At 39.2% G+C, this 22,655-nt stretch carries 17 protein-coding genes and 1 pseudogene; 13 read left to right on the forward strand and 5 right to left on the reverse strand.

Annotated elements, in window-relative coordinates; genetic code table 11:
- Nucleotides 1-36: 36 nt before the first annotated feature.
- The 3 genes and pseudogenes from T7867_RS15855 to T7867_RS15865 all read left to right on the forward strand — a co-directional run bounded on the left by T7867_RS15855 (nucleotide 37) and on the right by T7867_RS15865 (nucleotide 2,588).
- Nucleotides 37-615, forward strand: a complete 579-nt coding sequence (locus T7867_RS15855; protein ID WP_068222181.1) for a YqaA family protein — start codon at nucleotides 37-39, stop codon at nucleotides 613-615.
- Between the two features lie 180 nt (nucleotides 616-795).
- Complete coding sequence (locus tag T7867_RS15860) at nucleotides 796-1,701, forward strand: hydroxypyruvate isomerase family protein (RefSeq protein ID WP_068222178.1); 906 nt, start codon at nucleotides 796-798, stop codon at nucleotides 1,699-1,701.
- Nucleotides 1,702-1,793: 92 nt separating this feature from the next.
- Nucleotides 1,794-2,588: pseudogene (locus T7867_RS15865) on the forward strand (KilA-N domain-containing protein).
- Between the two features lie 164 nt (nucleotides 2,589-2,752).
- Here the strand turns inward: T7867_RS15865 and T7867_RS15870 are convergent.
- Both T7867_RS15870 and T7867_RS15875 read right to left on the reverse strand, forming a co-directional pair.
- Entirely contained in the window at nucleotides 2,753-3,853 is a 1,101-nt protein-coding gene (locus T7867_RS15870) for a carboxypeptidase-like regulatory domain-containing protein (protein ID WP_322299536.1), read from the reverse strand.
- Nucleotides 3,853-6,288: a TonB-dependent receptor gene (locus tag T7867_RS15875; protein ID WP_322299537.1), complete on the reverse strand. Its 2,436-nt coding sequence runs from the start codon at nucleotides 6,286-6,288 to the stop codon at nucleotides 3,853-3,855. The genes T7867_RS15870 and T7867_RS15875 overlap by 1 nt, the downstream gene beginning before the upstream one ends.
- Before the next feature lie 362 nt (nucleotides 6,289-6,650).
- Between T7867_RS15875 and T7867_RS15880 the strand changes: the two genes are divergently transcribed.
- From T7867_RS15880 to T7867_RS15920, 9 genes are all read left to right on the forward strand, one after another.
- On the forward strand, nucleotides 6,651-9,371 hold the full coding sequence (locus T7867_RS15880; protein ID WP_322299538.1) for a S9 family peptidase: 2,721 nt from the start codon (nucleotides 6,651-6,653) through the stop codon (nucleotides 9,369-9,371).
- A gap of 31 nt (nucleotides 9,372-9,402) precedes the next feature.
- Entirely contained in the window at nucleotides 9,403-10,374 is a 972-nt protein-coding gene (locus tag T7867_RS15885; protein WP_322299539.1) for a Kelch repeat-containing protein, read from the forward strand.
- 182 nt (nucleotides 10,375-10,556) lie between these two features.
- Nucleotides 10,557-11,150, forward strand: a complete 594-nt coding sequence (locus T7867_RS15890) for a TetR/AcrR family transcriptional regulator (RefSeq protein WP_322299540.1) — start codon at nucleotides 10,557-10,559, stop codon at nucleotides 11,148-11,150.
- A gap of 2 nt (nucleotides 11,151-11,152) precedes the next feature.
- On the forward strand, nucleotides 11,153-11,782 hold the full coding sequence (locus tag T7867_RS15895; protein ID WP_322299541.1) for a transglutaminase-like domain-containing protein: 630 nt from the start codon (nucleotides 11,153-11,155) through the stop codon (nucleotides 11,780-11,782).
- 157 nt (nucleotides 11,783-11,939) lie between these two features.
- Complete coding sequence (locus T7867_RS15900; protein ID WP_322299542.1) at nucleotides 11,940-13,007, forward strand: helix-turn-helix domain-containing protein; 1,068 nt, start codon at nucleotides 11,940-11,942, stop codon at nucleotides 13,005-13,007.
- Between the two features lie 115 nt (nucleotides 13,008-13,122).
- Entirely contained in the window at nucleotides 13,123-14,406 is a 1,284-nt protein-coding gene (locus T7867_RS15905) for a serine hydrolase domain-containing protein (RefSeq protein ID WP_322299543.1), read from the forward strand.
- A gap of 280 nt (nucleotides 14,407-14,686) precedes the next feature.
- Complete coding sequence (locus T7867_RS15910) at nucleotides 14,687-16,522, forward strand: multicopper oxidase family protein (protein ID WP_322299544.1); 1,836 nt, start codon at nucleotides 14,687-14,689, stop codon at nucleotides 16,520-16,522.
- Nucleotides 16,523-16,534: 12 nt separating this feature from the next.
- Nucleotides 16,535-18,010: a tyrosinase family protein gene (locus T7867_RS15915; protein WP_322299545.1), complete on the forward strand. Its 1,476-nt coding sequence runs from the start codon at nucleotides 16,535-16,537 to the stop codon at nucleotides 18,008-18,010.
- Between the two features lie 4 nt (nucleotides 18,011-18,014).
- On the forward strand, nucleotides 18,015-18,341 hold the full coding sequence (locus T7867_RS15920; RefSeq protein ID WP_322299546.1) for a hypothetical protein: 327 nt from the start codon (nucleotides 18,015-18,017) through the stop codon (nucleotides 18,339-18,341).
- Between the two features lie 6 nt (nucleotides 18,342-18,347).
- Here the strand turns inward: T7867_RS15920 and T7867_RS15925 are convergent, their stop codons facing one another.
- A complete protein-coding gene (locus T7867_RS15925; RefSeq protein WP_322299547.1) occupies nucleotides 18,348-18,509 on the reverse strand; it encodes a hypothetical protein in 162 nt (53 codons plus the stop codon).
- Nucleotides 18,510-18,638: 129 nt separating this feature from the next.
- Here T7867_RS15925 and T7867_RS15930 point away from each other — a divergent pair, with 129 nt between their 5' ends.
- Nucleotides 18,639-21,032 (forward strand): ABC transporter permease, encoded by a 2,394-nt coding sequence (locus T7867_RS15930; protein ID WP_322299548.1) that lies wholly within the window; start codon nucleotides 18,639-18,641, stop codon nucleotides 21,030-21,032.
- A 380-nt stretch (nucleotides 21,033-21,412) separates the two neighbouring features.
- Here T7867_RS15930 and greB read toward each other — a convergent pair whose 3' ends face one another.
- Complete coding sequence (gene greB, locus T7867_RS15935; RefSeq protein ID WP_068222141.1) at nucleotides 21,413-21,928, reverse strand: transcription elongation factor GreB; 516 nt, start codon at nucleotides 21,926-21,928, stop codon at nucleotides 21,413-21,415.
- Nucleotides 21,929-22,051: 123 nt separating this feature from the next.
- The gene (locus T7867_RS15940; RefSeq protein ID WP_157717660.1) at nucleotides 22,052-22,576 is read right to left on the reverse strand and encodes a CIA30 family protein; all 525 of its coding nucleotides are present in this window, start codon (nucleotides 22,574-22,576) and stop codon (nucleotides 22,052-22,054) included.
- Nucleotides 22,577-22,655 lie beyond the last annotated feature (79 nt).

Below are 22,655 nucleotides of genomic sequence, written 5' to 3' on the forward strand. Positions count from 1 at the left end.
ATTAACCAAAGTTTTAGCTTATTTTGGCGCAAGCAGATGGAAAGCAACAAGAAGGATTTCTATAACTACTTTTCTCAAAACCTCATTAAGGGGTTCGTTTACCTTATTGTTCTAGTCGGCCTACTTATTCTTTTCAAGAGCTATTTTAAAACCCAGTATGATACCATTGAACATTGGGTGTCTGATGATTATGTGTTGATGCTCGTCATCTTCTTAATTTCAGAAGTTCTGGTAGGTATTCTTCCCCCAGAGTTATTTATGATCTGGTCTATAGACGATCCTGGAAATGTCTATACCATTATCGTTATTGTCATGGCTTTCCTATCTATCGGTGCTGGCTGGATCAATTTTGCTATTGGTAAAGTAATTAGTACCAAGGCCTTTTTTCATCGATACTTTAATAAAAGCCTTACCAAGTATCAGCAACGATACGATCAGTACGGAGCAGGTTTTATCATAGTGGCGGCACTTACACCATTACCATATTCACTTATCAGCTTGGTGACTGGCTCAATGGATTACCCAATCCGTAAATATCTTATCTACTCCTCATTTCGAATACTGCGCTTTGTGGTTTACGGCATCGTCATTTGGAACCTAGAAGGGGTTATTTAGTATATGCTGCTCGGTGCTTGTGATTAGTGCCTGGCTGTCTACAAGCATAAATAATTGACTAACACATCACACACAAAAAACACCAAATACCATAAACCAAAAACTACACACTAGATACCAAATCATCCAATTACCTAGTTCCTCAGTCGCCCAATTCCCAAAAAATACTATCTTCAAAAAATGAACCGTAGAAACTTTATGGGCAAGAGCCTGGCTGCCGGAGCACTCTCCGCAATTCCTTTTTCAGCCAGCGCCAACAACTCTTCAGAAAACACTTTTCAATTGAATTATGCGCCACATTTTGGCATGTTCAGCCAGTCGGCACCGGGTAGTATACTCAATGAGTTAGACTTTATGGCCGAGCAAGGCTTTAAGGCCTTAGAAGACAATGAAATGAAGGCCAGACCCATAGAGGAGCAGAAGCAAATTGCCAGCCGAATGGAAAAACATGGTATGAGCATGGGAGTTTTTGTGGCGCACACTATTCATTGGTTCAGACCTAACCTGACGAGTGGAGACCAAGACAAGCGAAATGAGTTTTTGCAAGAGATCCGCGAGTCTGTTGAAGTAGCCAAAAGAGTAAATGCCAAATGGATGACCGTAGTACCTGGCTTTGTAGACATGCGTAAAGATATGGGCTATCAAACTGCCAATTTGGTAGAGAGTCTGAAGCAAGCCTGTGCTATTCTTGAGCCGCATGGTTTGGTGATTGTATTAGAACCACTCAATAAAAGAGACCATCCAGGTCAGTTTTTAAGCGGTACTGCCCAGGCCTATGAAATCTGTAAAGCAGTAGACAGCCCATCGTGCAAAATACTCTATGATGTCTACCATCAGCAGATCACTGAAGGTAACCTGATCCCTAATATCGATGCTGCCTGGGACGAGATCGGGTATTTTCAAGTAGGAGATAACCCCGGCCGCAAAGAACCCACCACTGGCGAAATCAACTATCTCAATGTATTCAAACATATTCACAACAAAGGCTTTAGAGGCATTGTAGGCATGGAACATGGCAACTCACAAAGCGGCAAAGCAGGAGAACTAGCTGTGATTGAAGCCTATAGAAAAAGTGATGGCTTTTAACACGTCACTTGCAGAGGATTAATTAGACCAGCTTAAACCAAAAATAGTATAAACACATATCAATGATGGCGAAAAGTAAAGTAATTGAAGTTATGGGTAGCAAGATCACAATCATATCCAGAAATAATCGCGACTATATTTCTTTAACCGATATGGTACGCCATTTTGAAGATGGGTCAATTCTAATTGAAAAATGGCTCAGAAACAAGAACACCATCGAATTCATCGGTATCTGGGAACAAATCAATAATGAGAATTTTAATTCCCCCGAATTCGAGGGAATTAAAAATGAAGCAGGTCTAAATCGCTTTACTCTTTCTGTCAAAAAATGGATTGAACACACCAATGCCATTGGATTATTTGCCTAATCAGGGAGATATGGAGGGACATACGCACATAGAGATATAGCTTTTGAATTTGGAAGTTGGTTGAGCCCTGAATTCAAACTTTACCTCATCAAAGAGTTTCAACGGCTTAAAGAAGAAGAAAGTAATCGTCATCAACTAGAATGGAACGTAAGCCGAACCTTGGCTAAAGTCAATTACCGAATTCATACCGATGCCATCAAGGAGAAACTGATTCCAGAAAAGCTCCCCAAAGATCGTATTCAATTGGTTTATGCCTCAGAGGCTGACTTGCTAAACGTTGCCTTATTTGGACAAACAGCCAAAGAATGGCGTGACCAAAACCTTGATACTAATGGCAATATCAGAGATCATTCAACCATAGAACAGTTGGTGGTTTTGGCTAACCTTGAAAGTATTAACGCTATGCTAATTCAACAAGGTATGAGTCAACCAGAAAGATTAAGGCAGTTAAATGGTTTGGCAATTCAGCAAATGAAATCACTGCTGCAATCTCCTTCTACTAAAAACCTTCTGGAATAAATTGCCAAAAGGGCTAATATTTAAATAATGAACAGTGAGTTGGTCGTGATTGAAGCCTATAGAAGGTGAGCTTTAGTTTGAAGCTGACTGGTTGAATCTCCCCCAACTAATAACGTCTCTTAAAACCATAACTCAATTGACTACTATATAATCTTTGATTTTAACTAATTACTTTTGAGGTAATCTGGTAAATAGTTGACTGGAAGCATCTTATAAACTCCTAAATTAGCTAGGTGACCATAAACCATTAATGAGAGTGGATTGTGTAAGTTACCGTTTTGAGAGACTTTGGTAGTCTCATTTTTTAGAAGAATGTAACTAACCTCCGTTGTGTCATCAACCGGATTAGTAAAAAACAGCTCTATAGTTCCATCAACCCACATTTCATAATTATCATTTTCAACCTTAGTTAATTTTAGATTAGGGTTGACAGCAGATGGGCCAGTTCTTAGCGCATTACTAACTCTCTCATAGTCTTTTGAATCAATATTCGATGTGGGGTCAAAGTTTGTAATATTCACCAAAAAACCTTCCTCGATTAAACGGTCATTAATCAAACTAAATAGAAGGTGCTTTAAGGAGCCTTTGAATGCTTCTTCTCTATTCTTCTTCCATTTCACCAAGTCTTCTGGTTCTTTGGGTGTTAGCTCTTTAAAAACGGGGTATCCAATAAAAGTTTTGGTGGTTTTATTCATTATAAATGAGAAGTCGTAGTATTTTATTTCATAACCTAAGTATTCATTTACAAATACCAGATCATAGTTTTTGCTAAACTTCCAAGATTGTGATGTAAGGTCTCGGATATCTATTACTTCTTCATTGACCAACTGAATTAATCGTTCATTGTATTCTGTTCCGAGTACCATTTTCATGAAATTCCCTAATTCTCTTCTTCTTTGTCTCGCAAGCTTTCCTCTGCCTTTGGCACTGATGGAAACTTCATCTAAATCGACCACTTTAGGGTTTAGTCTAATTGTTAGTGTTTGATCTGTATTTTTTGGAGATAGCTTCAACACCTTATTTTCGTATGCGATATGAGAAAATACTAAGGTGAACTTGTGGTCTGGTAGACCTGAAAGTGAGAATTTCCCTTCTGTATCAGTGATGGTTCCTGTTGTAGAACCAACTAAGCCAATTGCACAGAATTCAATTGGGTCTCCTGTAGATTTATCTATAACTACACCACTCAAAGTATAAGATTGAAAAGAAAAAGAGAGATTGAAGGAAAAAATTAAGAGTAAAATACTCAATCTTATTATGGCCATTACTTACTTATTTTATAAAGTTTAGAAGCATTAAATACACTACCATCAGAACTTAAACCTTGTACATTAATGAGTACATTAGTCTCCCTGTCTGTATTGTAGAATTCTATGGTTTTCTGGCTTTCATTAGTGAAAAAGAGCATTGGTTCCCAATGCAACAAAAGCCTTTGGTCTGGAATCGTATTATTCTCACTATCTGGATAGTATTGGGGAGAATAGAATTCTAAGGGTCTATTATACCCTCCTGGTAAAGTCATCGAAATAGCTCCTTTGCCATCCTCATCGAGAATATCTTTCTCAACTTTGCTGTAAAACGCTATTACACCTGCAGCCCCCTCAGAACCAAAAGCTGAAGCAGAATTACCTTTATAGACCTCTACTCTGTCTATAGAAGATGGAGGTATACTTGTCAGTTCTTCATACCTCATAGCATGGTTGTCTAAAAGGATTAAAGGCATTAACTGAGACAGTGGAGTGTTGTTTTCGTAACCGACAGAGTTTCTAAGACTGATTTTAACATCTGTTCCACCAATTTCAATTTTTACACCTGGGATTCTACCTTGCAGTGCTTGAAATGGGTTGTGATAGGGTGAAGTGTCAATTTTTCTGAAGTCCACCGTATAGTCACTCTGTCCATATACGTTACCTCTATTCCCATGTCTTTGAATTAGCTTCTTGCCTTGTATCACATATTCTCCAAGATCTCGAAATTTAGTTGAATCAAATTCATAGGTGGCTTTTATATACTCCCGCTTCTGATGGTGATCACTAAAATTCGTAAAATCTCCATCAGAGAAATTGAATTGCATTGAGCCTCTTTTTGAATTAGCTAAGGGAGGGTGCTCTGTATTAAAAGTATCGAGTTGTAAACTAACATTAGTTGCTCCTCTTTTATTTACTGCCTGAAAAACAACTTGATCTCCCTCATAGAATTTTACATCCTTCATGGTGAAGCGTCCATTTGCATCTGTAGAGGCCTGTTTAAAGACTGTTGGAATAACATTTTTATTTAAAAAAGTAACAGTACCATTTTCTAAAGCTTTATTTCCTCTTTCGTTTAATACTCTTCCATTAATTTCAAGGCCTTTCTCCGCTAAATATTTCTCTTCATTGGTTTTCAGGGCAGTTATGCTATTCCAAGAAAACCTAGTCCAACCCTGTACCAGCATTAATAAGTCTAAATGACTTTTTGCCAATGGATTAGATGAATCAAAATAATATGCAGGTTTTTCCACATACCCTTTTAAATCTGAAGAGAGTAGTAGTTCAGAGACAATTGTTTGATCGGGAATTGAATCTAATGTTTGGCCTAAATCAATAATACTAACAGAAAACACTCCGTCAATACTTTGTTGATTTTGAGAGACAATTTTCGCACTTACCTTACTTCGTTTATCAAACGAACTGGATTCCAATTCTATAGAAATTTGAGATTTTTGGCCTGTTACATGGATTAATCTATCGGCTATAATATTATTGTTTTCATCAAATAGCGTTACATGTGAAATACCATCGGGTAAGTGAATCTTGGGTATCGTTAACTTATTCTCGCCTACCTTTAATCTTGGCTCGAAAGTGTAAATTACTTTTCCTTTAGAATGAATAACCAATGACTGCCGATCACTTGAATTAGGAACGTTTGATCGTATAAAAACATCGAAAGTATTCTTTTTGGCATTGTTTACTTCTAACACATAGCCGAGTTCTTTGGGGGTAGGGAGGTCAAGCTCAATAGGATAATTGTTGACTCTAGCCTTGTATTTTTTGCCCTCTGTAGGGGTTATAGAAAAAACACCCATTCCGTTGTATTCTGTAATAAACTCTGTAATAATACTGTCGTATTGATCTACAATTTCGCCTTTCAAATGAACCCCTAAACCTCCGCTATTAACTGCTTTAAAGGCAACCTTGCTTTTGATGCCATTCACCAGATGTCCGCCTTCTGGAAGAAACTGCAAACCTAAATCGTTACCTGAAGAGCCTAAGGGTTTGATAGTAGAATCTACTACCACAATTTCTTTTTCAAACATGAATTCTTCAGGGTAGTTGCGCATTAACGCTGTATAACTTCTAAGTAGGTAACTCCCTGGTTCCAAAGATTTTGGTAATTCTAATTGCCCATGCCCATAGCCGTTATTCGAAAGTGTTTTTTGCCGGCTAATTAGCTTATTGGTCTTAGAATAGAGCTCTACCCAAACTACTTTGCTCAATTGTGATGGTTGGTTGTTGGTTGCATTCACGGTGTATGATTGATACCACAATAAGTCACCAGGTGAATAGAACCTTCTATCAGTATGTAGATATACTTTTTCATTCTTATGAGTATCTGTAAATGATTTAAATTCGTGGATAATGCCATTTTCTTGTTCAGCTTCCTGAGCATTAATGGTGGTTTGCTGAGCAAAGAGGAACAAGAATGATAGGAAGAGTTTCATATTGATAAAAGGTGTAGAATACTGAATTAACAAATTAGTTGATCACCGATGATTAACACAAATAGAACCTAACAAACCCTTATCAGATGATAAATTAAATATTATATTTTGAAATACATTATATATGAACAGAGGTTATTTTTATATTATATTAATATTAAAAATTGTTTAAGGTCAGTATTTAACAATTATTGAATGGGGTTTCATTATAAATCTATACTCTATTTTTATAAATGATTTTGAAAAACTCTAGCACCTTAAGAAACCTTATAGACAGGGAATTGTAGCCTTGTATAAAATAATGAGACCATGATAAGGCATTAATTCTATATTGGGGTTTGAGAAATAAATATAACTCCACCATGCAGTCTAAACCTATCTTTAGAATTTTCTACTGTTTGACAATTATCCTATTGTCATTTAGCTCTATTTCAGCCCAAGAAAAGAAAGCCCTTCAATTAGAAGATTATGGGCAATGGAACAGAATCAGCAATACATCACTTTCGCCCAACGGGCAGTGGATTACTTACGCTTATAGTCCTAATGATGGCGATGCGAAGTTCTACATCCGTCAGGTTGAGGGCGATACAGTATATAGTGCCATTAATGCCTCTAGGGTGAGCTTTTCGAACGATAATCAATACGTTGCATTTTTAGTTTCTCCTGCAGAAGAGAAGGCCGAAGCTTTAAGGAAGCAGCGCAAACCTGTCAATCGAAACTTGCATATTTATAACCTCAGCAATCGTTCGGTAGAAGAAATTAAGGATGTACAATCATTCAGCTTTGCAGAAAACTCTGAGTACATAGCCATAAGCAAAGTAAAAAGCGATAAAGACGCTGAACACAGCGGCACCGACCTGATTCTGAAGAGCCTCAAAGGCGGCACGGTAATGAATATTGGTAATGTTTCGAGCTATGCTTTTAATGAAACTGGCAAACTATTCTCTTACTTGGTAGATGCAGATGGCGATACTGGAAATGGTGTTTACTTACTAGACCTAAGCAATAGCAGAACTTGGTCTATCAATACTGGAGAATATACCTACAGTCAACTGTCTTGGAACGAAGCCGGAAATGCATTGGCCGTGCTTTATGGTAAAACACCAGAAGGAAAGGTTCAGCGAGAAAATACACTGCTTATTTCAAGTAATCTTAGCGCAGGTATGTCAAAACTTTCTTCGCTCACCATGTTTAGCCAAGCACCGAACAATTACGTGATCAGCGAATACAGTGGTTTAAACTGGAATGAAACGGGCACACAGATTTTCCTTGGTATTAAGGAGCAGGAAGATGAGTTAAAGAAAGAAGACGAATTGAAGGCCAATGTAGATGTTTGGCACTGGAAAGATGATGTAGTGCAGTCATCGCAAATTGTGCGAGCTAACAGAGATAAGCGAGCCACCTACACTGCTGCTTACAATGTCAACTCCGGTAAACTGGTGCAGCTCCAGACAGAAGATATTTCGGTGAGAACTAATGACAAGTCGAAATGGGCAGTTGGCTTTAACGATAGCAAATACAGTAGCCTAAGAGACAGACCATCGGCTTATGCCGACTTAACTGCCATCAATACGGAAACCGGAGCTAGTAAGCGAATTGCTGATGAGGTTTATCATTTCATGGGGCTTTCAGCCGATGGACAATATGCGGCTTACTCTAAAGATACGCAGGTAATGATTTACCAGTTCGAAACAGGTAAAACCATCAACATTAGCGCAAATACTGACATCAGTTTTGAGAATACCGAATTCGATTACCCGGTAGAAAGACCGGTTTATGGAATTGCTGGCTGGTCAACCGATGGTGATTGGGTTTTGATGAACAATAAGTACGATATCTATGCCTTTTCACTCAAATCAAAAGAGGTGAAGAACCTTACAGATGGAGTTGGGAGAGCCAACGAAATCCGTTTCAGATTGACACAGCTTGATCCTGAAGCTGACAGCTACGATTTATCTAATACCTTATTGCTCAGTGCTTATGGCGAGTGGACCAAGAAGTCGGGTTACTATGAAGTGAAAATGGGCAAGAAGCCGAAAGCACTTAAGTTTGTAGATAAAATGATTGGCCGACCTACCAAGGCAAAAGATGCTGACGTATTGATGTTCACTCAACAGACTTTTGAGGAGTTTCCAGATGTTTGGGTGGCCAGCACTGACTTCAAAAACGAACAAAAAATTACAAATGCTAACCCACAGCAGGCAGAGTATAAGTGGGGCAGAAGAGTGCTAGTAGGCTACACAGACAAAAGAGGCCATAAATTACAGGCTACATTAGCTTTACCTGCCGACTATCAGGAAGGTAAGAAGTACCCAATGGTGATTTATTTCTACGAAAAAATGTCGCAAAGACATCATCAGTATTCTATGCCAACTTATGATGACAGACCACACATGTCTGCCTATGCAAGTAATGGTTATTTGGTGCTGATGCCAGACATTATTTATGATATGGGTAAACCAGGAAGCTCCGCATTAGACGATGTGACATCAGCTGCACAAAAGGTTATTGATCTTGGCTATGCCGACCCAGAAAGAATTGGTTTACAAGGACATAGCTGGGGTGGCTATGAGTCGAGCTTTATCCTAACTCAAACCGATATGTTTGCTTGTGTAATCACTGGCGCGCCACTTACTAATTTAATTTCAATGTATAATGTCGCTTATAAGCGAACAGGCAACCTTAACGGTCCAATTATTGAGTGGTCGCAAGGTAGAATGGGAGTAAGCCCATGGGATGATATGGAGCTATACAGAAGTCAGTCTCCAATTCATCATGCACAGAATATCAATACACCGTTTTTAATATTACATGGTACTGCCGATGGCGCTGTAGACTGGAATCAAGGTTTGGAGTATTATCAGACAGCTCGCAGATTAGGCAAAGAGGTAATTCTATTGTCTTACCCAGATGAACCGCACCACCTTGGCAAAGAAGAAAATCAGAAGGATTTTCAAATTAGGATGAAACAGTATTTCGACCATCACTTAAAAGGTGCCGAAGCTCCAGTTTGGATGACCAATGGCGTCAAACAATTAGATAAGAAAAGAACTAAAGCAGAAGAAATGGGAGAGGGCAAATAGCCCTCTTTCTTTTTTAGATAGCAAAATAACCATGAAACTAATTCTTACTCTTCTGGCCAGCGTAGTATTCTCTACGTTTATACATGCTCAGACAATGCTCAAATTCGAAAAGGTGAAGTCTATGAAGACTCCATCTTACAATTTTGGCTACGCTGCCTCCAATCAAGACTTGTATGCCATGGGTGGAACGCAAGGCATGATGGAGTTTGGTTCGGGCATGCAAGTCTACGACAGCAGAACTGGAAAATGGATTACTGTAAAACTTAAAGACATACCTTATACTACCACTACGTCTTTACTTTATTTAGAAGAGTATGATGGCCTATTGATGCTCGGTGGAAGTCAATTGGTGGGGGATGCCGAATCGCTTATGCAAGAAGCCAGAGTAATTGACTTGTCAAATTTCACAATAAAATCATTAGGGAATTTCCCGAATGCTGCGAAAAAAATGGGCCTGGCGAAACAGGGTGACTTTATCTATTACTTCGGTGGCTATTTAAGTAAAAGTAGGTTCTCACCTCCAACCTATACCTTTAGTAACCACTTTTACTCCTTCAACTTAAAGAGTGGAGTACTAGAAGAGTTACCCAATTTACCAATGGCCATGTCTACGCAAGGCGGTATTTATGACGGCAATCTTTACTTGTTTGGAGGTTTTGATGATAGGTATTTAAGTGAAATTTGGCAATTCGACTTTGAAACCCAGGTTTGGAAGGAACTAAAAGGCTTTAAAGATCCCGTTTCATCTTATGCCCTAGCTCAATATGAGCACTATTTTATTCTGGTGGGTGATTACTCTAGTGGTGATCAGATATTGGTTTATGATGCCAAAAAGCAAGAGTACAAGACTTTTCAATCTAATGTGAGAGTGAGAAATGGTGGAGCCGCAATTTTAAATGGCTACCTCTATGTGTACGGTGGTCAGTTGCCATACCCGGGTAAAGAGCAACTTCAACAAACCTATAGGATTGCAGTAAGTGAATTGATTGATGAAATGAATTAATCAGGTAATTCTCCTATGCTTAAGCATATTCATTTTGGTGTTTCTTCTTGAAGGAACCGGAACGAAAAGATGAACGTTTGGCTCATACTCCTAACAACGATGCAGAGTTAAGAGCTAATCTTGTTACCTGCAGAACTTGTAATATCATCAACGACAGCCTAGAGCACTTTTAAAATAAGTAATTGAGCAAAGAAAGAATTCTGGAATCAGCAAAAGCACTATTCATGCGCTTCGGGGAGCGAAGCATAAGCATGGATGATATTGCCAAGGAGAGTATTGTTTCTAAGAAAACTATCTATCAGCATTTCGAAAATAAAGAGTCACTTCTCCTCACCATAGTGAAGAACGAAATAGCAGAATGGGATACTTTCAAGGCAGAACTAGCTGCAAGAAAAGAGTCTGCTGTTATTAAGATTTTTAAGTATAATGAGTTTGTAAAAACTAGAATTCTCAATTTCAATCCACTATTTATCATTCAAGTATCCAAGTATTATAGAGTTATTGAAACAGAAATAAATACTGCTGCTGATAGTAATCAAACATTTATTGAAGGTCTTTATATGGAATTGAAGAGGAGTAACTTGCTCAATGACTGGGTAGATATTTCTTCTGCAGTAAAGGTTCAAAGGGTTTTGAATAAGCTGTTTATTGAGAATTGTGCACTTGACAAAAAGAATGCAGTAAATGCTCATTTGCACCTCATTCAATCTAACTTTTTTGGTATGCTCACTAGCTCTGCTAGTGAAGAGTTACAACACTTAATCTCACAGAATTAACCATGCAACAATACATACAAGAAACTGAATTCTTCGATTTTAATACTGCTGGTATTCAAGCCTTGGTGGCCGAATTTATTGACCAACCGACTAAACAACAGATTGAAGGCCTTTTTCTTACTATAAGAGACAACTGGCGATATAACCCTTATACCATTTCAGGCAAGAAAGACCACTACAAAGCAAGTGATGTGGTTGGCCGAAAAGAGGGGCATTGCATTGATAAGTCTGTTCTATTTATTGCTGCACTAAGGGCCTTGAAGATTCCTGCTAGACTGCGCTTGGCGAAAGTTGTGAACCATATTGCCGCAGAAAGATTGACTGAGAAATTAGGCAATCCACACATTGCACCTCATGGTATTGCTGAAGTATACGTTGACGGAAAGTGGTTTAAAGCTTCAAACGCTTTCAATAAAGAGCTCTGCGAAATATACAATGTTGATCCGCTGCACTTTATTGGTACTGAAGATGCCATGATTCAACCATTTAACAGAACTGCGCAAAAGTATATGGAATACATCGAAGACTACGGACATTTTGACGATGTGCCTTTTCAATTCATCATCGATACCTTTCAGCAAAACTATCCTTCCTTGGCCCATGCTTTTGTAGAAGATAGATTCACCATCTAAGTTGGAAAGCAAATATGAATTCTTTCAGATCGACTGATTTTTGGCCATTCAGAAAGTGCCCCTAGACGATTTAATGATATGTTTGTGGCTGTGCTAAAATTACCTACGCTTCGGAAATGTGAATCTTCCGTGTTTAGACAATTTAAACTTCAACTAAATGACAGCCATTGAAAGTATTGCTCTGATTGGCGTTTTCTTATTGCTATTACTGTCTGCATTTCTGATTTCAAACAAGTCTGAAAAAAGAACTGCCAACCTACTTTTTGCTGGCTTTCTGATTATCACTTCGTTAGATCTTTCTGGACAGTTTTTAGGTGACTTTTACAGGAATTTCACCATCCTTAATAAGTTGAGAACCTCACTCGCATTCTTACAAATGCCATTGCTTTACTTTTATGTAAAGAAAACCTGTTTCAGTGATTTCAAGTTCAAGCCTAAACTTTTGTGGCATGCGTTACCTACGCTTGTGTTTTTGTTGGTATATCTCTTCTCTGAAATCACTCTGAGACTGGAAGTGATCTTCGTTATTTCTGTTCAGATTCAGATTTATACCTATTTGGTGGCGAGTTTTATTGTACTGAAGAATTACAGAAAGACGTTTGAAAACTTCCATGCAACGCAAAGCCAAACCTATCGCTGGTTACTCACGGCAATAGCATCATACTTTCTAGCCAACAGCATTGTGCTTTTCAGAGGAGTCTCAGAAGCGTTAAATAACTTTGAACGCTTTCCTATTTTAGACTTATTTATCGCCTTGTTCGCCTTGTTCATGGTTTCTTGGTTCGTTCTAAAAACCATGCACACTCCGGAGCTATTTATTCAGGTAAGTCAAAAAGAAAAGGAATCTACAAAGCAAAAAGTAAACAATGCTCCCTCAGAAGATGTATCTGAAGATCTCGCTATTTTAGATGCCTACATGTTGAATAAGAAACCGTATTTAAGTGACACATTAACGCTTCAAATGTTAGCCAGCGAAACCGGACTTTCCGCAAAACGATTATCGCTAATTATTAACCAATCTAAGGGAACGCACTTCTTCGATTTCATCAATGGGTATAGGGTAGAGGAAGCCAAGTATTTACTGCGCGAAACTGACCAGACCATTCAACAGATTATGTTCGAAGTTGGCTTTAACTCCAAGTCTTCATTCAACACGGCCTTTCGGAAACATACCAGCATGACGCCTTCAGTATATAGAAGGCAAACCGCATCATCTAAAGTCTAATTACTAGGTATTCTTTTTCAACAAATTGGTTCGACTTTCCTCTAATCGAACCACAGAGCCCTTTTCTTTCATTTGATTTGCCTAAGCTCTTTGTGTAAGCAGATAGAGGCTTTCAATGAAAAAAATTCAAATCACCTATAACTCAACCATGAAAAAGCTCAAAACAATCGGCCTAATTTCTCTCGCTTTAATCCTTTGGACAGCCTTCATTGCGCTTGGTTTTGTAGATGGATATTTATTGAAATCTATCGACTCTAGTGGAACAACAAAAGGCTTTGCAGAGGCTGTCTCAAATCAAATAGAAGATGAATATATCGGTAACCTGGCCATGGCACTAGTCAAAGACGGAAAAGTGTCAGAAACGCTTTTCCATTCAGATAGTGGAGAAGATATCAATGGACAATCTGCTTTTCCAGTAGCTTCGGTGAGCAAGTGGGTAACCGCTGTTGGAGTAATGAAATTGGTGGAAGACCAAAAGCTAGACTTGGATGCACCAGTTGAAAATTATCTAACTCGTTGGAATTTGCCGGCAAGTGAGTTCGACAATGATCAAGTTACGGTAAGAAGACTATTATCGCATTCTGCTGGTTTTGATGATGATTTGGGCTACGGTGGATTCACTGCAGATGAAGAAGTTCAATCCTTGGAAGAATCTCTCACCAGCGCAGCAGACGCCTACTACGATGGTGCCAAAGCAAGAGTTGGATACGAGCCAGGGAGCCAATTTATGTATTCCGGAGCCAGTTATACGCTTCTACAATTGCTTATAGAAGAAGTAACAGGTGCATCATTTTCGGATTATATCAGTCAAGCGGTTTTTAACCCATTAGGAATGAATAACTCCAGCTTCAATCTAAGAGATAGTAGCAGTATAAATCTGGTAAATGTGTACAAAACCAACGGATCGACTAGGCCAATGAATAGATTCACAGCTAAAGCAGCTGCTTCATTAATGACTAGCCTAGATGACCTCTCAAAATTTATGCTGAGCAATTCATTAGATAACCATTCGCTTCTAAAGTCTAGCACTATTCAGTTAATGGCAAAAGCTGAGAGCTACAGGAATGGGATTCCTTATTACGGATTAGGCCCTGATTTATACTCACCACAGCACGAAACAGCAAATATCATTGGCCATGATGGAAGTGGAAATGATGCTATCAATGCCACAGCAAGGTTCGACCTAGCCTCACAAGATGGGATCATTATACTGAGCACAGGGCATTATTCTTTTGCCTCAGACACTGCAGATGAATGGTTGTTTTGGAAAGCAGGAATTGCCGATAGGGTAGTGATGCAGAGAAACATACCTTATCTAGTAACTCTGCTTGTAGTCGGCTATGTACTAATAGTTATTTTATCATGGCTGATTTTAAAAAGGAGAAGGGCTAATACCTAAGGCCCTTTTTCTTCAGAATTTAGAATCTGAGTAGTGCTGTTAAGTGATCGGTGTAGTAAACATTTGTTTGATGATAGTACGTGGATGGTTTTTAATATTAAGCTTACTATCTAACCAACAGTGCGTTAAAGCTTAAATTCATATAACTATATCAATTATTTAAGATTTCAACTATTGGGTAATATTCATTTTGTTTAAATTAGCAGTGTTCAGTTAATTGAACCGAGTAACAATAAACGGTTAGGCTCACAACCTAGCAAATCACACAAACGACAACCCGATGAGAAGAATCAATCAGATTGCCTTATGTGCAATCACTCTATTAATTGTTTTAAGCCTACCTTCTTGCCAAAAAGCCACGCAGCGCCATCAAGAAGTAGCTTCTGAAGACATACTTAAGGAGATAAACACTATAAAAGCTAGTCTTTCAAGTGTTAAGCTCAAGGCTGGTGCAGACAAGCCGCTAATACATTTGCCTTTCCAGAATCCTGAAGAAATTTCTTCTAACAATGGAATGCTCGACACCGAGCTTGCCGTAAAGTTTACTACAAGCTCCATCTATAATACAGTTAAAGACGAGAACATTTCATTGTATCACAGGTCTTATAATGGCAAACTGGTAGGGCCAACCCTTCGACTTAAGAGAGGAGATTCACTGTTTGTGAATTTGATGAATCAGCTTCCAACCTTAGAAGGAGGAGGGGCTTGCGACCCATTTGAACCTATACATGATGGAGTAGATCCTAACATCATTGATAGTCTGAGGTTTAACAATACTAATTTGCATACGCATGGCCTGCATGTTTCTCCTATGGGGCATGGAGACAATGTATTCGTTAACCTAGATCCTGGTTGTAGCTTTCAGAACAGAATAGGAATTCCAGATAACCATGCGCCCGGTACCTTTTGGTATCACGCACATCTCCATGGCTCTACAGCTATTCAGGTTTCTTCAGGAATGGGAGGAGCTATAATTATAGAAGGTGGCTTAGATAGTCAGCCAGAGATTGAAAAAATGGAGGAGAAAATCTTCATTATGCAACAGATTCCTTATACACCAGATACCGCTGCAGGAGGCAATCCAGATCGTTATGCAGTGAAGTTCATTGAAGGGACCACTTTTGGTCCAGGAAGCTGGCAAGATGGTATTGAAGCCTCAACAGGATGGAGAACAACCATCAACGGAATGGTATTGCCTATCATTGAAATGGAGTCTGAAGAGGCTCAACGTTGGCGATTTATTCATGCAGGTGTAAGAGAAACACTAAACCTTAAGCTTGTCAGCCTACAAGAAAATAAAATCAATCATGAGAAGCTTCACGTGGTAGCTGAAGATGGCATTGCCTATGGTTATCGCAATGATGTGGACAGCATGACGCTTCAGCCTGGTTATCGTGCTGATATTCTGGTTCAAGCAGCAGTAAATACGAGTAATGAGCAAGACACCCTGTATCTAATTGACGCAGATTCGCCTGTGTTGGATGAAACTGATAGAACCGAGTACGAGTCGGAAAAGGTATTGGCTGTGGTCATTGTTAAGCCTAAAACTTCCAAGGCATTGGCTCGCAAATTACCTTCTTCAGAGGCATTGGCAGTGTATGCACCATATCCTTCATTGGTTAATGAACCGGTTACCGATTCTATGCAGTATGTACAGTTTGATATAGTGCCAGGAGATACTACCCTTTTCCAGATTAATGGAGAAGCCTTCGACCATACCAGGCCACCGCGTCAACTAGGACTGAATAATGTGCAGGAGTGGACTCTCACTTCATCATTAGGTGCTCATCCGTTCCACATCCATGTGAATCACTTCCAGATTCAACAGCATTTTAAGAAAGTGAATGATGAATGGGTAGAACAGCCCACCTCGCCAGTCTGGAAGGATACTTACTTTGTTCCTAGCTCAGATTCCATCATCATCAAATCAATCTATAAGGACTTTGTGGGAGATTTTGTACTCCATTGTCACATTCTAGACCATGAAGATCAGGGTATGATGGAATCGGTGAGAATAGATAAAGACAACCGAATTACCGCCTACCTGAGTGATAGAGGGATTTCTATTTGTGGGCCAGGCTATAAGAATGATTTCGACATGACAGAATTAGAATAAACACTTATGAACATGATTAGACACACACTCAAAACGCTCATCGGCTGTATGTTGCTGATAGTACTTTTTGCTGGGCAAATCTCAGCGCAGGTAATTAGAAAGAACATCGACTCGCTTACCGCAGTAGAGTTGGCCACTTACGAACATGCCATTCAACTATTGAAAGATAGAAGTGCTGAAAATCCGTACGATCTACAGGGCTACGCTTGGCAAGCTTGGGTTCACAACAAAAACAGAGTCACCATTCCTGCTCAAAATACTATGAAGCAAGGAGATATGATTCCGACCGAGTTTTATAAAAAAGCTGCTCAAGAAGTCTATGCAGATGGCACATACGGGTACCCAGGTATGTGTGAGCATGGAAAAGACATCTTCTTTATTTGGCACAGAGCACAGTTTTATTACTACGAACAGATTCTACAGAATACCGACCCTGAGGGTACAATTGTAGACAGCAAAGGAAATAAGTACCCCACAAAGAACTTGGGTATTCCTTTTTGGAATTTCACTAGAAAAGCAAGTGGCAAGAAGTTTCCGAAGATTTTTGAAGATCAAAATTCCGTGCTCTATCATCCGGGTAGAAACGTAGAAATTGACCCGAAAGACACCTCCTTTACATCTCCTTATTTACTCTCAAGCTTACTTCAAAGTGACTATTGGGCAGTATTTGGAGGCTACCCAAATGCCACCAATGGTGGTTATGGTACTTTTGAAAGTCAGATTCATAACCCTATGCACGATAAGTTCATTGGTGGAGATATGGCAAGCCCATCTACTGCTGCTTATGACCCGATTTTCTATTCATTTCATGCCTATATCGATTATGTATTTGAAGCTTGGATGGAGCAACACGGAAAAGAGAAGATCACTTCTTTAAACTACTTTCTGAGAGCCCAACAGCCAGAGCAATTTCATTTACCAAACCACAACTCAGGACTTGGTGATAGACCTAATATGGGGCAGGCAAACCTGTATCTCGACATTTCTAAACTTGGTTATAAATATCAGGTTAGAGGTAAAGACCGCTTCTATAATGCGGTAGAGATAGCTCAGTTTTTAACTGATAGCAGAGGCAGACCTTTGGTTTTAGGGGTGAGCAATGAAAGCCCTTATTACAAACTATTTACTTATGGCGTTCAAAGAAAGCCAGAAAGTGACATTGGAGAGTTGACTCAGCAAAACCTTACAATAGGTGCAGTAAACCCAAAAGTGCCATACATTTACACTTACACGGAAAGTCAGCCAACAACTTCTTATCAGGTAGATATTTATATGCACCCTGTAAATGTTAAAGCGAAAATTAAGTCGAAGAAGTTCAGGGAAAAATACTTTGTAAGGTCGGCAAATGCATGGTTAGATGAAATGCATGGCGATCATATGATGGGAGGTCACAAACTAAATGTAGACCTAACCGAGGCTATTAATGCTTTGAACCAAAACTTCTCGGGAGAAGAATATCAAATAACAGTAAACTACACTAAACAATAACACCATGAGCGTTTATTTCGACCCAGATATTAAGGCCATTTTTGCACCATACGTACAACCAATGTTACAGGTCTCAATTGCAACGGACCAAGGTGTTTTTAGCTTAGATCTCAGCAATTACGAGTCAGTTTGCCGATTAAGCCAGCGCATTAAAATAGCTATTGAAGGTTACAAGCCTGAGAGTAAAACAGCTCACCCAATGCCTCCAAGAAAGTCTAATGGCGATGATAACCCATTGCCAGATGAACAAATAGACATGTACAATCAATGGTTAAAAGATGGAATGCCAGAAAGCGAAGGAGCAGAGGCATTTAGCGGACCAATTGTTTAGCGAGTCTTACAAATAGATCATTACGATCTTAGTCTTATAATTAAGCCCTGAGCTTTCCTTTTGACGAATGGGGAAACGCTCAGGGCTTTTCTTTTCTGCCTCATTTTCCCAAGAAAACTGTTTTTCAGTCTCTCTATACTGTAACTTATTCAGCTTTCGGAGAGTCATTTAGTATAGCCTTAGCGATTTTTAGCAAGCTAAGCCTCCATTTTATGTAATGGGTTACCTATATTTAAAGGTGAAATGGCTTGACTGCAAGTGGTTTCATAAGGTCAAAAACAAATAACAACAACTTACATGCTTAAAAATTACGTGAAAGTAGCTTTTCGAAGCCTACTTAAGCAACCTGCTTACACAGCATTAAACATCATTGGTTTAACCGTAGGCATTGCTTCCAGTTTAATTATCCTGCTGTATATTTTTCATGAAACGAGCTTCGATAAGCAGCACTCGAAGGCAGATCGGATTTATCGACTTTCAACACAAATAACGGAGCCAGACAATTCATTTAAGTGGGCAAGTATGACTTGGCGAGCAGCCATGACCATCAAAAATGAGAATCCAGAAGTAGTTCAGGCTACTCGTTTGTCTGAAGTGAGCGGTCAAGGAGGAATGCGTTTCACCTTAAATCAGGTCGACTATTTTCAAAATAATGTCTACGCTGCAGATTCTACCATTTTCGAGATTTTCGATTATGATTTTATATCAGGTAACCCAGAAACAGCCTTGGAAGCTCCTAACTCCATTGTCATCAATGAGTCAATGGCTAAGAAAATTTTCAAGAATGAAAATCCGGTAGGTCAAACCTTACAGAGCGGTGGCAATAGAGAAATGTCATTACAGGTTACCGGGGTTTATAAAGACGTACCTAAGAGTTCTCACCTAATTGCTGAAGCTTTAGTTTCTTGGAAGACTATTTTTCAAGGAGATGATCCAGGATGGGGGAGTTGGGGTACTTATTCTTACGTGCTAGTAAATGAAGGAGTAGGCAAAGAAGAGTTACAGGTAAAGCTCGATTCTACCGTAACCAAGTACATAGCGCCTATTTTTGAACCAATCAACATTCAGGTGCAGATGATTCCTGTCTTACTTCAAGACATTCACTTAAATTCTGAATTTGAAGGTGAACCAGTGCCTGCTGGTGATATTAAATATGTAAGGATTTTTACAGCCATTGCTATCTTCCTAATCATTATAGCCAGTATCAATTATATGAACTTGGCTACTGCCCGGTCGGCTAAACGAGCTATGGAGGTTGGTCTCAGAAAGGTAATGGGTGCCCAAAGGGGAGGTCTCATCGGTCAGTTTTTGACTGAGTCTATATTGATTACACTTATATCTCTTGCACTCAGTATTCTAATCATTGTTTCTGTAGTGCCAAGCATTAATAATTTGGTGGGCACCAGTCTAGACGTTCAGGCACTTTTAAACACCAACGTGATTTTATCCATCATAGGAGTAGTAATAATCACAGGCTTTATAGGCGGAAGTTACCCTGCATTCTTTTTATCCTCTTTTCAGCCAGCTGCAGTATTAAAAGGTAGTGCAGGTAAGTCTGGAAGCAAAATTTTAAGAAAGGGCTTAGTAACTCTTCAGTTTGCTATTTCCATGTTTATGCTCATAGGCACTTTTGTGATCTACGCTCAAATGCAATTTGTAAGAAATAAAGACCTTGGCTTTGATAAAGATCAAGTCATTCAAATTGACTTTAGAAGCAGGGCAGATGTTGAAAAATGGAATGTATTGAAAAATGAATTGCTTCAAAACCCGAATATCACTGGTGTTGGCTCTTCTAGTTCAACTCCGGGAAATGGTCATGGTAAAAATGTTTACAGTATTGAAACCGAAGAAGGGCCAATGGATCAGAGAGGTTTGGATAACTATCGCGTTGACTATGACTTTTTCAAAACCTTGGGAGTTGAAGTAGTTGCAGGTAGAAGTTTCTCTCTTGAATACCCTTCAGATTCTTCTCAGGCTGTAATGGTCAATGAGGCAATGGTACGTAGAATGGATTGGTCTGACCCAATCGGCAAGAAAGTAAATCTTACAGGTAATGATTCTCTGCCATCCGCTCGCGTAGTGGGTGTGGTAAAAGACTTTCACCAAAAGTCACTTTATGAACCTATCAGTGCGCTAATGTTTTTGCCAAGTCGATTGAATCCGTCTGCTGTTGTTAAAATCTCTGGAGATGTAAATAGCACCATTGACTTTATTGAAGAAGCTTGGGACAGAACTTATGCCACCACTGCCTTTGAATATACCTTTTTAGACCAGCAGTTTATGGAGAACTATGAGGAAGATCAAATTCGTGGACAGCTGTTCCTTGGCTTCAGTGGTATGACTATTCTCATAGCCTGTTTAGGCCTTTTGGGCTTAGCCTCATACACTGCAGAACAGCGTTCTAAGGAGATTAGCATTAGAAAGGTTTTAGGAGCCAATACTGGCGGATTAGTTGGCTTGTTAATCAGAGACTTTATCATTCTGATACTAATTGCCGCTATACCAGCTTGCATCTTGGGCTATTACTCAATGATGGATTGGTTAGAGACCTTCCAATTCCACATTACACCCGGAGTTTTGATTTTCTCTATCGTTTTATTGGGAACTGTTCTGGTAACGGTTTTAACCACAGGTTACCATGCTCGCAAAGCTGCCACAGCTAATCCTGCTCAGAAATTAAGAAGTGAGTAAAATCTGACTGATTATTATTAAGAAAACTGTCCGAAAAGTTATTTAGTTGGTTGATAGTCAGCTTGAAAATTGAGCGAGATTGGCGATTACCCAACAGCTTTTCAGACAGTTTTAATTGATTCATTTCCCTTGCGATACTTACATTTGAGCCTCTGTCACGTCATTCCCAGCTTGACTGGTAGTCTCTAAAGCCTTAATGACTTTCTAGTTATGATTAAGACCTAATTTGGAGGGAAGAATAAAGGCTAACAAAGAGCTTTGTAAGCAGACTTTATTGTTCACCTACGTGGGGTTAAGAGAACTATAAAACCACTTCAACGTCATTCCCTGCTTGACTGGGAATCTGTATCTTTTAACATTAAACTGGAAGTGAACTAAGGCTACTTATCGTATTCTATCTTTAGAATCTTCCATACAAAATCACCCAGCTTAGTGGTAACCACCACTTCATCGCCAACAGTTTTATGCATCAGTGATTTAGCCATAGGGGAGTCCATAGAGATGTAGTTCTTATTGCCTATTAACTCTTCATAACCAACAATTCGAAAACGATTCTGAATTCCTTTCTTTTCGTTTCTAATTTCTACCCAAGCACCAAAGTTTACTTTTCCTTCATGATTTGGGTGATACTCAATAACCTTAAAATCGTCAATGCATTTACGCAAATAGCGCAAGCGGCTATCAATTTCTCGAAGTCGCTTTTTATTGTAATGGTAATCGGCATTCTCTGAACGATCTCCCAAGCTTGCTGCCCAGGCCACTTTAGCCGTTACATCAGGACGCTCAACTCTCCATAAATGATCGTGCTCTTCTTTTAACTTTTCAAAGCCCTCTGGCGTAATCATCTGTGAACGATTGAGCTTAGGAAGTGTCGATTCTGGTATTTTCCGTCTCATATTGGAAGACCTGATTTTAAAATTTGGCGCAAGATAATTGTTCTAGAGCTTGAATGCATCCAGACGAACAGCCTATTTCAAATTGCTTAATGCAGGAATCAGTAGAATTGGTCAATAGACTAGTTAATTGAACTTCACAAAATCGATCTCAGCTTGAAAAGGGCCTTCTTTTTTGTCGTTGGTCATAAGGCCCAAACGAATGATCTGTTCGAGCTGACTTTTAGATATTTTGTTGCCCGTAGCCCTACCAACCCTGTATTCTTTCAGGTCGGCTAAAGCGATGGTTACAGATTGCCATTCACCATCAGTTGCTGGTAAAGTAGCCTTATAATTTGGGTACCACCAAGCTCTATAATAGTCTAAATTTAAACTCAGGCTCTGTCCATCACTCTTATATCTCACTGTAACCGTTTCATATTCTGACAGGTCGTAACTGCCAAAAGAACTCCTTGCGGAGGCAAAACCTCCGTTATTCTCAAAAGACACCGAGCCCTTAAAGACCAAAGAGTTTTCGGAATAGCTCACATTACCCTGAGAACGACCACCCATCACCGTATCGTTGACAGAAAACCAGTTGGCGTTTTTGTTTTGCCCAAAGTCGATGATTAATGGATTGGCCATAAAGAAAATGGAGGTTAGTACGATCATTAAGTTATACATGCGCTGCTAACTATGTTTTCAGCTTTACTGTTTATCAAATTGACGTTTAGCCGATAGTAGTAGAATA

The sequence above is a fragment of the Roseivirga spongicola genome (assembly GCF_034376045.1).
Lineage (GTDB): Bacteria > Bacteroidota > Bacteroidia > Cytophagales > Cyclobacteriaceae > Roseivirga > Roseivirga spongicola.

Excerpts from the sequence above, each read along its gene's own strand:
- T7867_RS15855 (WP_068222181.1), top strand. The coding sequence starts at position 37 with ATGGAAAGCAACAAGAAGGATTTCTATAACTACTTTTCTCAAAACCTC.
- T7867_RS15860 (WP_068222178.1), top strand. The coding sequence starts at position 796 with ATGAACCGTAGAAACTTTATGGGCAAGAGCCTGGCTGCCGGAGCACTC.
- T7867_RS15870 (WP_322299536.1), bottom strand. The coding sequence starts at position 3,853 with ATGGCCATAATAAGATTGAGTATTTTACTCTTAATTTTTTCCTTCAAT.
- T7867_RS15875 (WP_322299537.1), bottom strand. The coding sequence starts at position 6,288 with ATGAAACTCTTCCTATCATTCTTGTTCCTCTTTGCTCAGCAAACCACC.
- T7867_RS15880 (WP_322299538.1), top strand. The coding sequence starts at position 6,651 with ATGCAGTCTAAACCTATCTTTAGAATTTTCTACTGTTTGACAATTATC.
- T7867_RS15885 (WP_322299539.1), top strand. The coding sequence starts at position 9,403 with ATGAAACTAATTCTTACTCTTCTGGCCAGCGTAGTATTCTCTACGTTT.
- T7867_RS15895 (WP_322299541.1), top strand. The coding sequence starts at position 11,153 with ATGCAACAATACATACAAGAAACTGAATTCTTCGATTTTAATACTGCT.
- T7867_RS15900 (WP_322299542.1), top strand. The coding sequence starts at position 11,940 with ATGACAGCCATTGAAAGTATTGCTCTGATTGGCGTTTTCTTATTGCTA.
- T7867_RS15905 (WP_322299543.1), top strand. The coding sequence starts at position 13,123 with ATGAAAAAAATTCAAATCACCTATAACTCAACCATGAAAAAGCTCAAA.
- T7867_RS15910 (WP_322299544.1), top strand. The coding sequence starts at position 14,687 with ATGAGAAGAATCAATCAGATTGCCTTATGTGCAATCACTCTATTAATT.
- T7867_RS15915 (WP_322299545.1), top strand. The coding sequence starts at position 16,535 with ATGATTAGACACACACTCAAAACGCTCATCGGCTGTATGTTGCTGATA.
- T7867_RS15920 (WP_322299546.1), top strand. The coding sequence starts at position 18,015 with ATGAGCGTTTATTTCGACCCAGATATTAAGGCCATTTTTGCACCATAC.
- T7867_RS15925 (WP_322299547.1), bottom strand. The coding sequence starts at position 18,509 with ATGACTCTCCGAAAGCTGAATAAGTTACAGTATAGAGAGACTGAAAAA.
- T7867_RS15930 (WP_322299548.1), top strand. The coding sequence starts at position 18,639 with ATGCTTAAAAATTACGTGAAAGTAGCTTTTCGAAGCCTACTTAAGCAA.
- greB (WP_068222141.1), bottom strand. The coding sequence starts at position 21,928 with ATGAGACGGAAAATACCAGAATCGACACTTCCTAAGCTCAATCGTTCA.
- T7867_RS15940 (WP_157717660.1), bottom strand. The coding sequence starts at position 22,576 with ATGATCGTACTAACCTCCATTTTCTTTATGGCCAATCCATTAATCATC.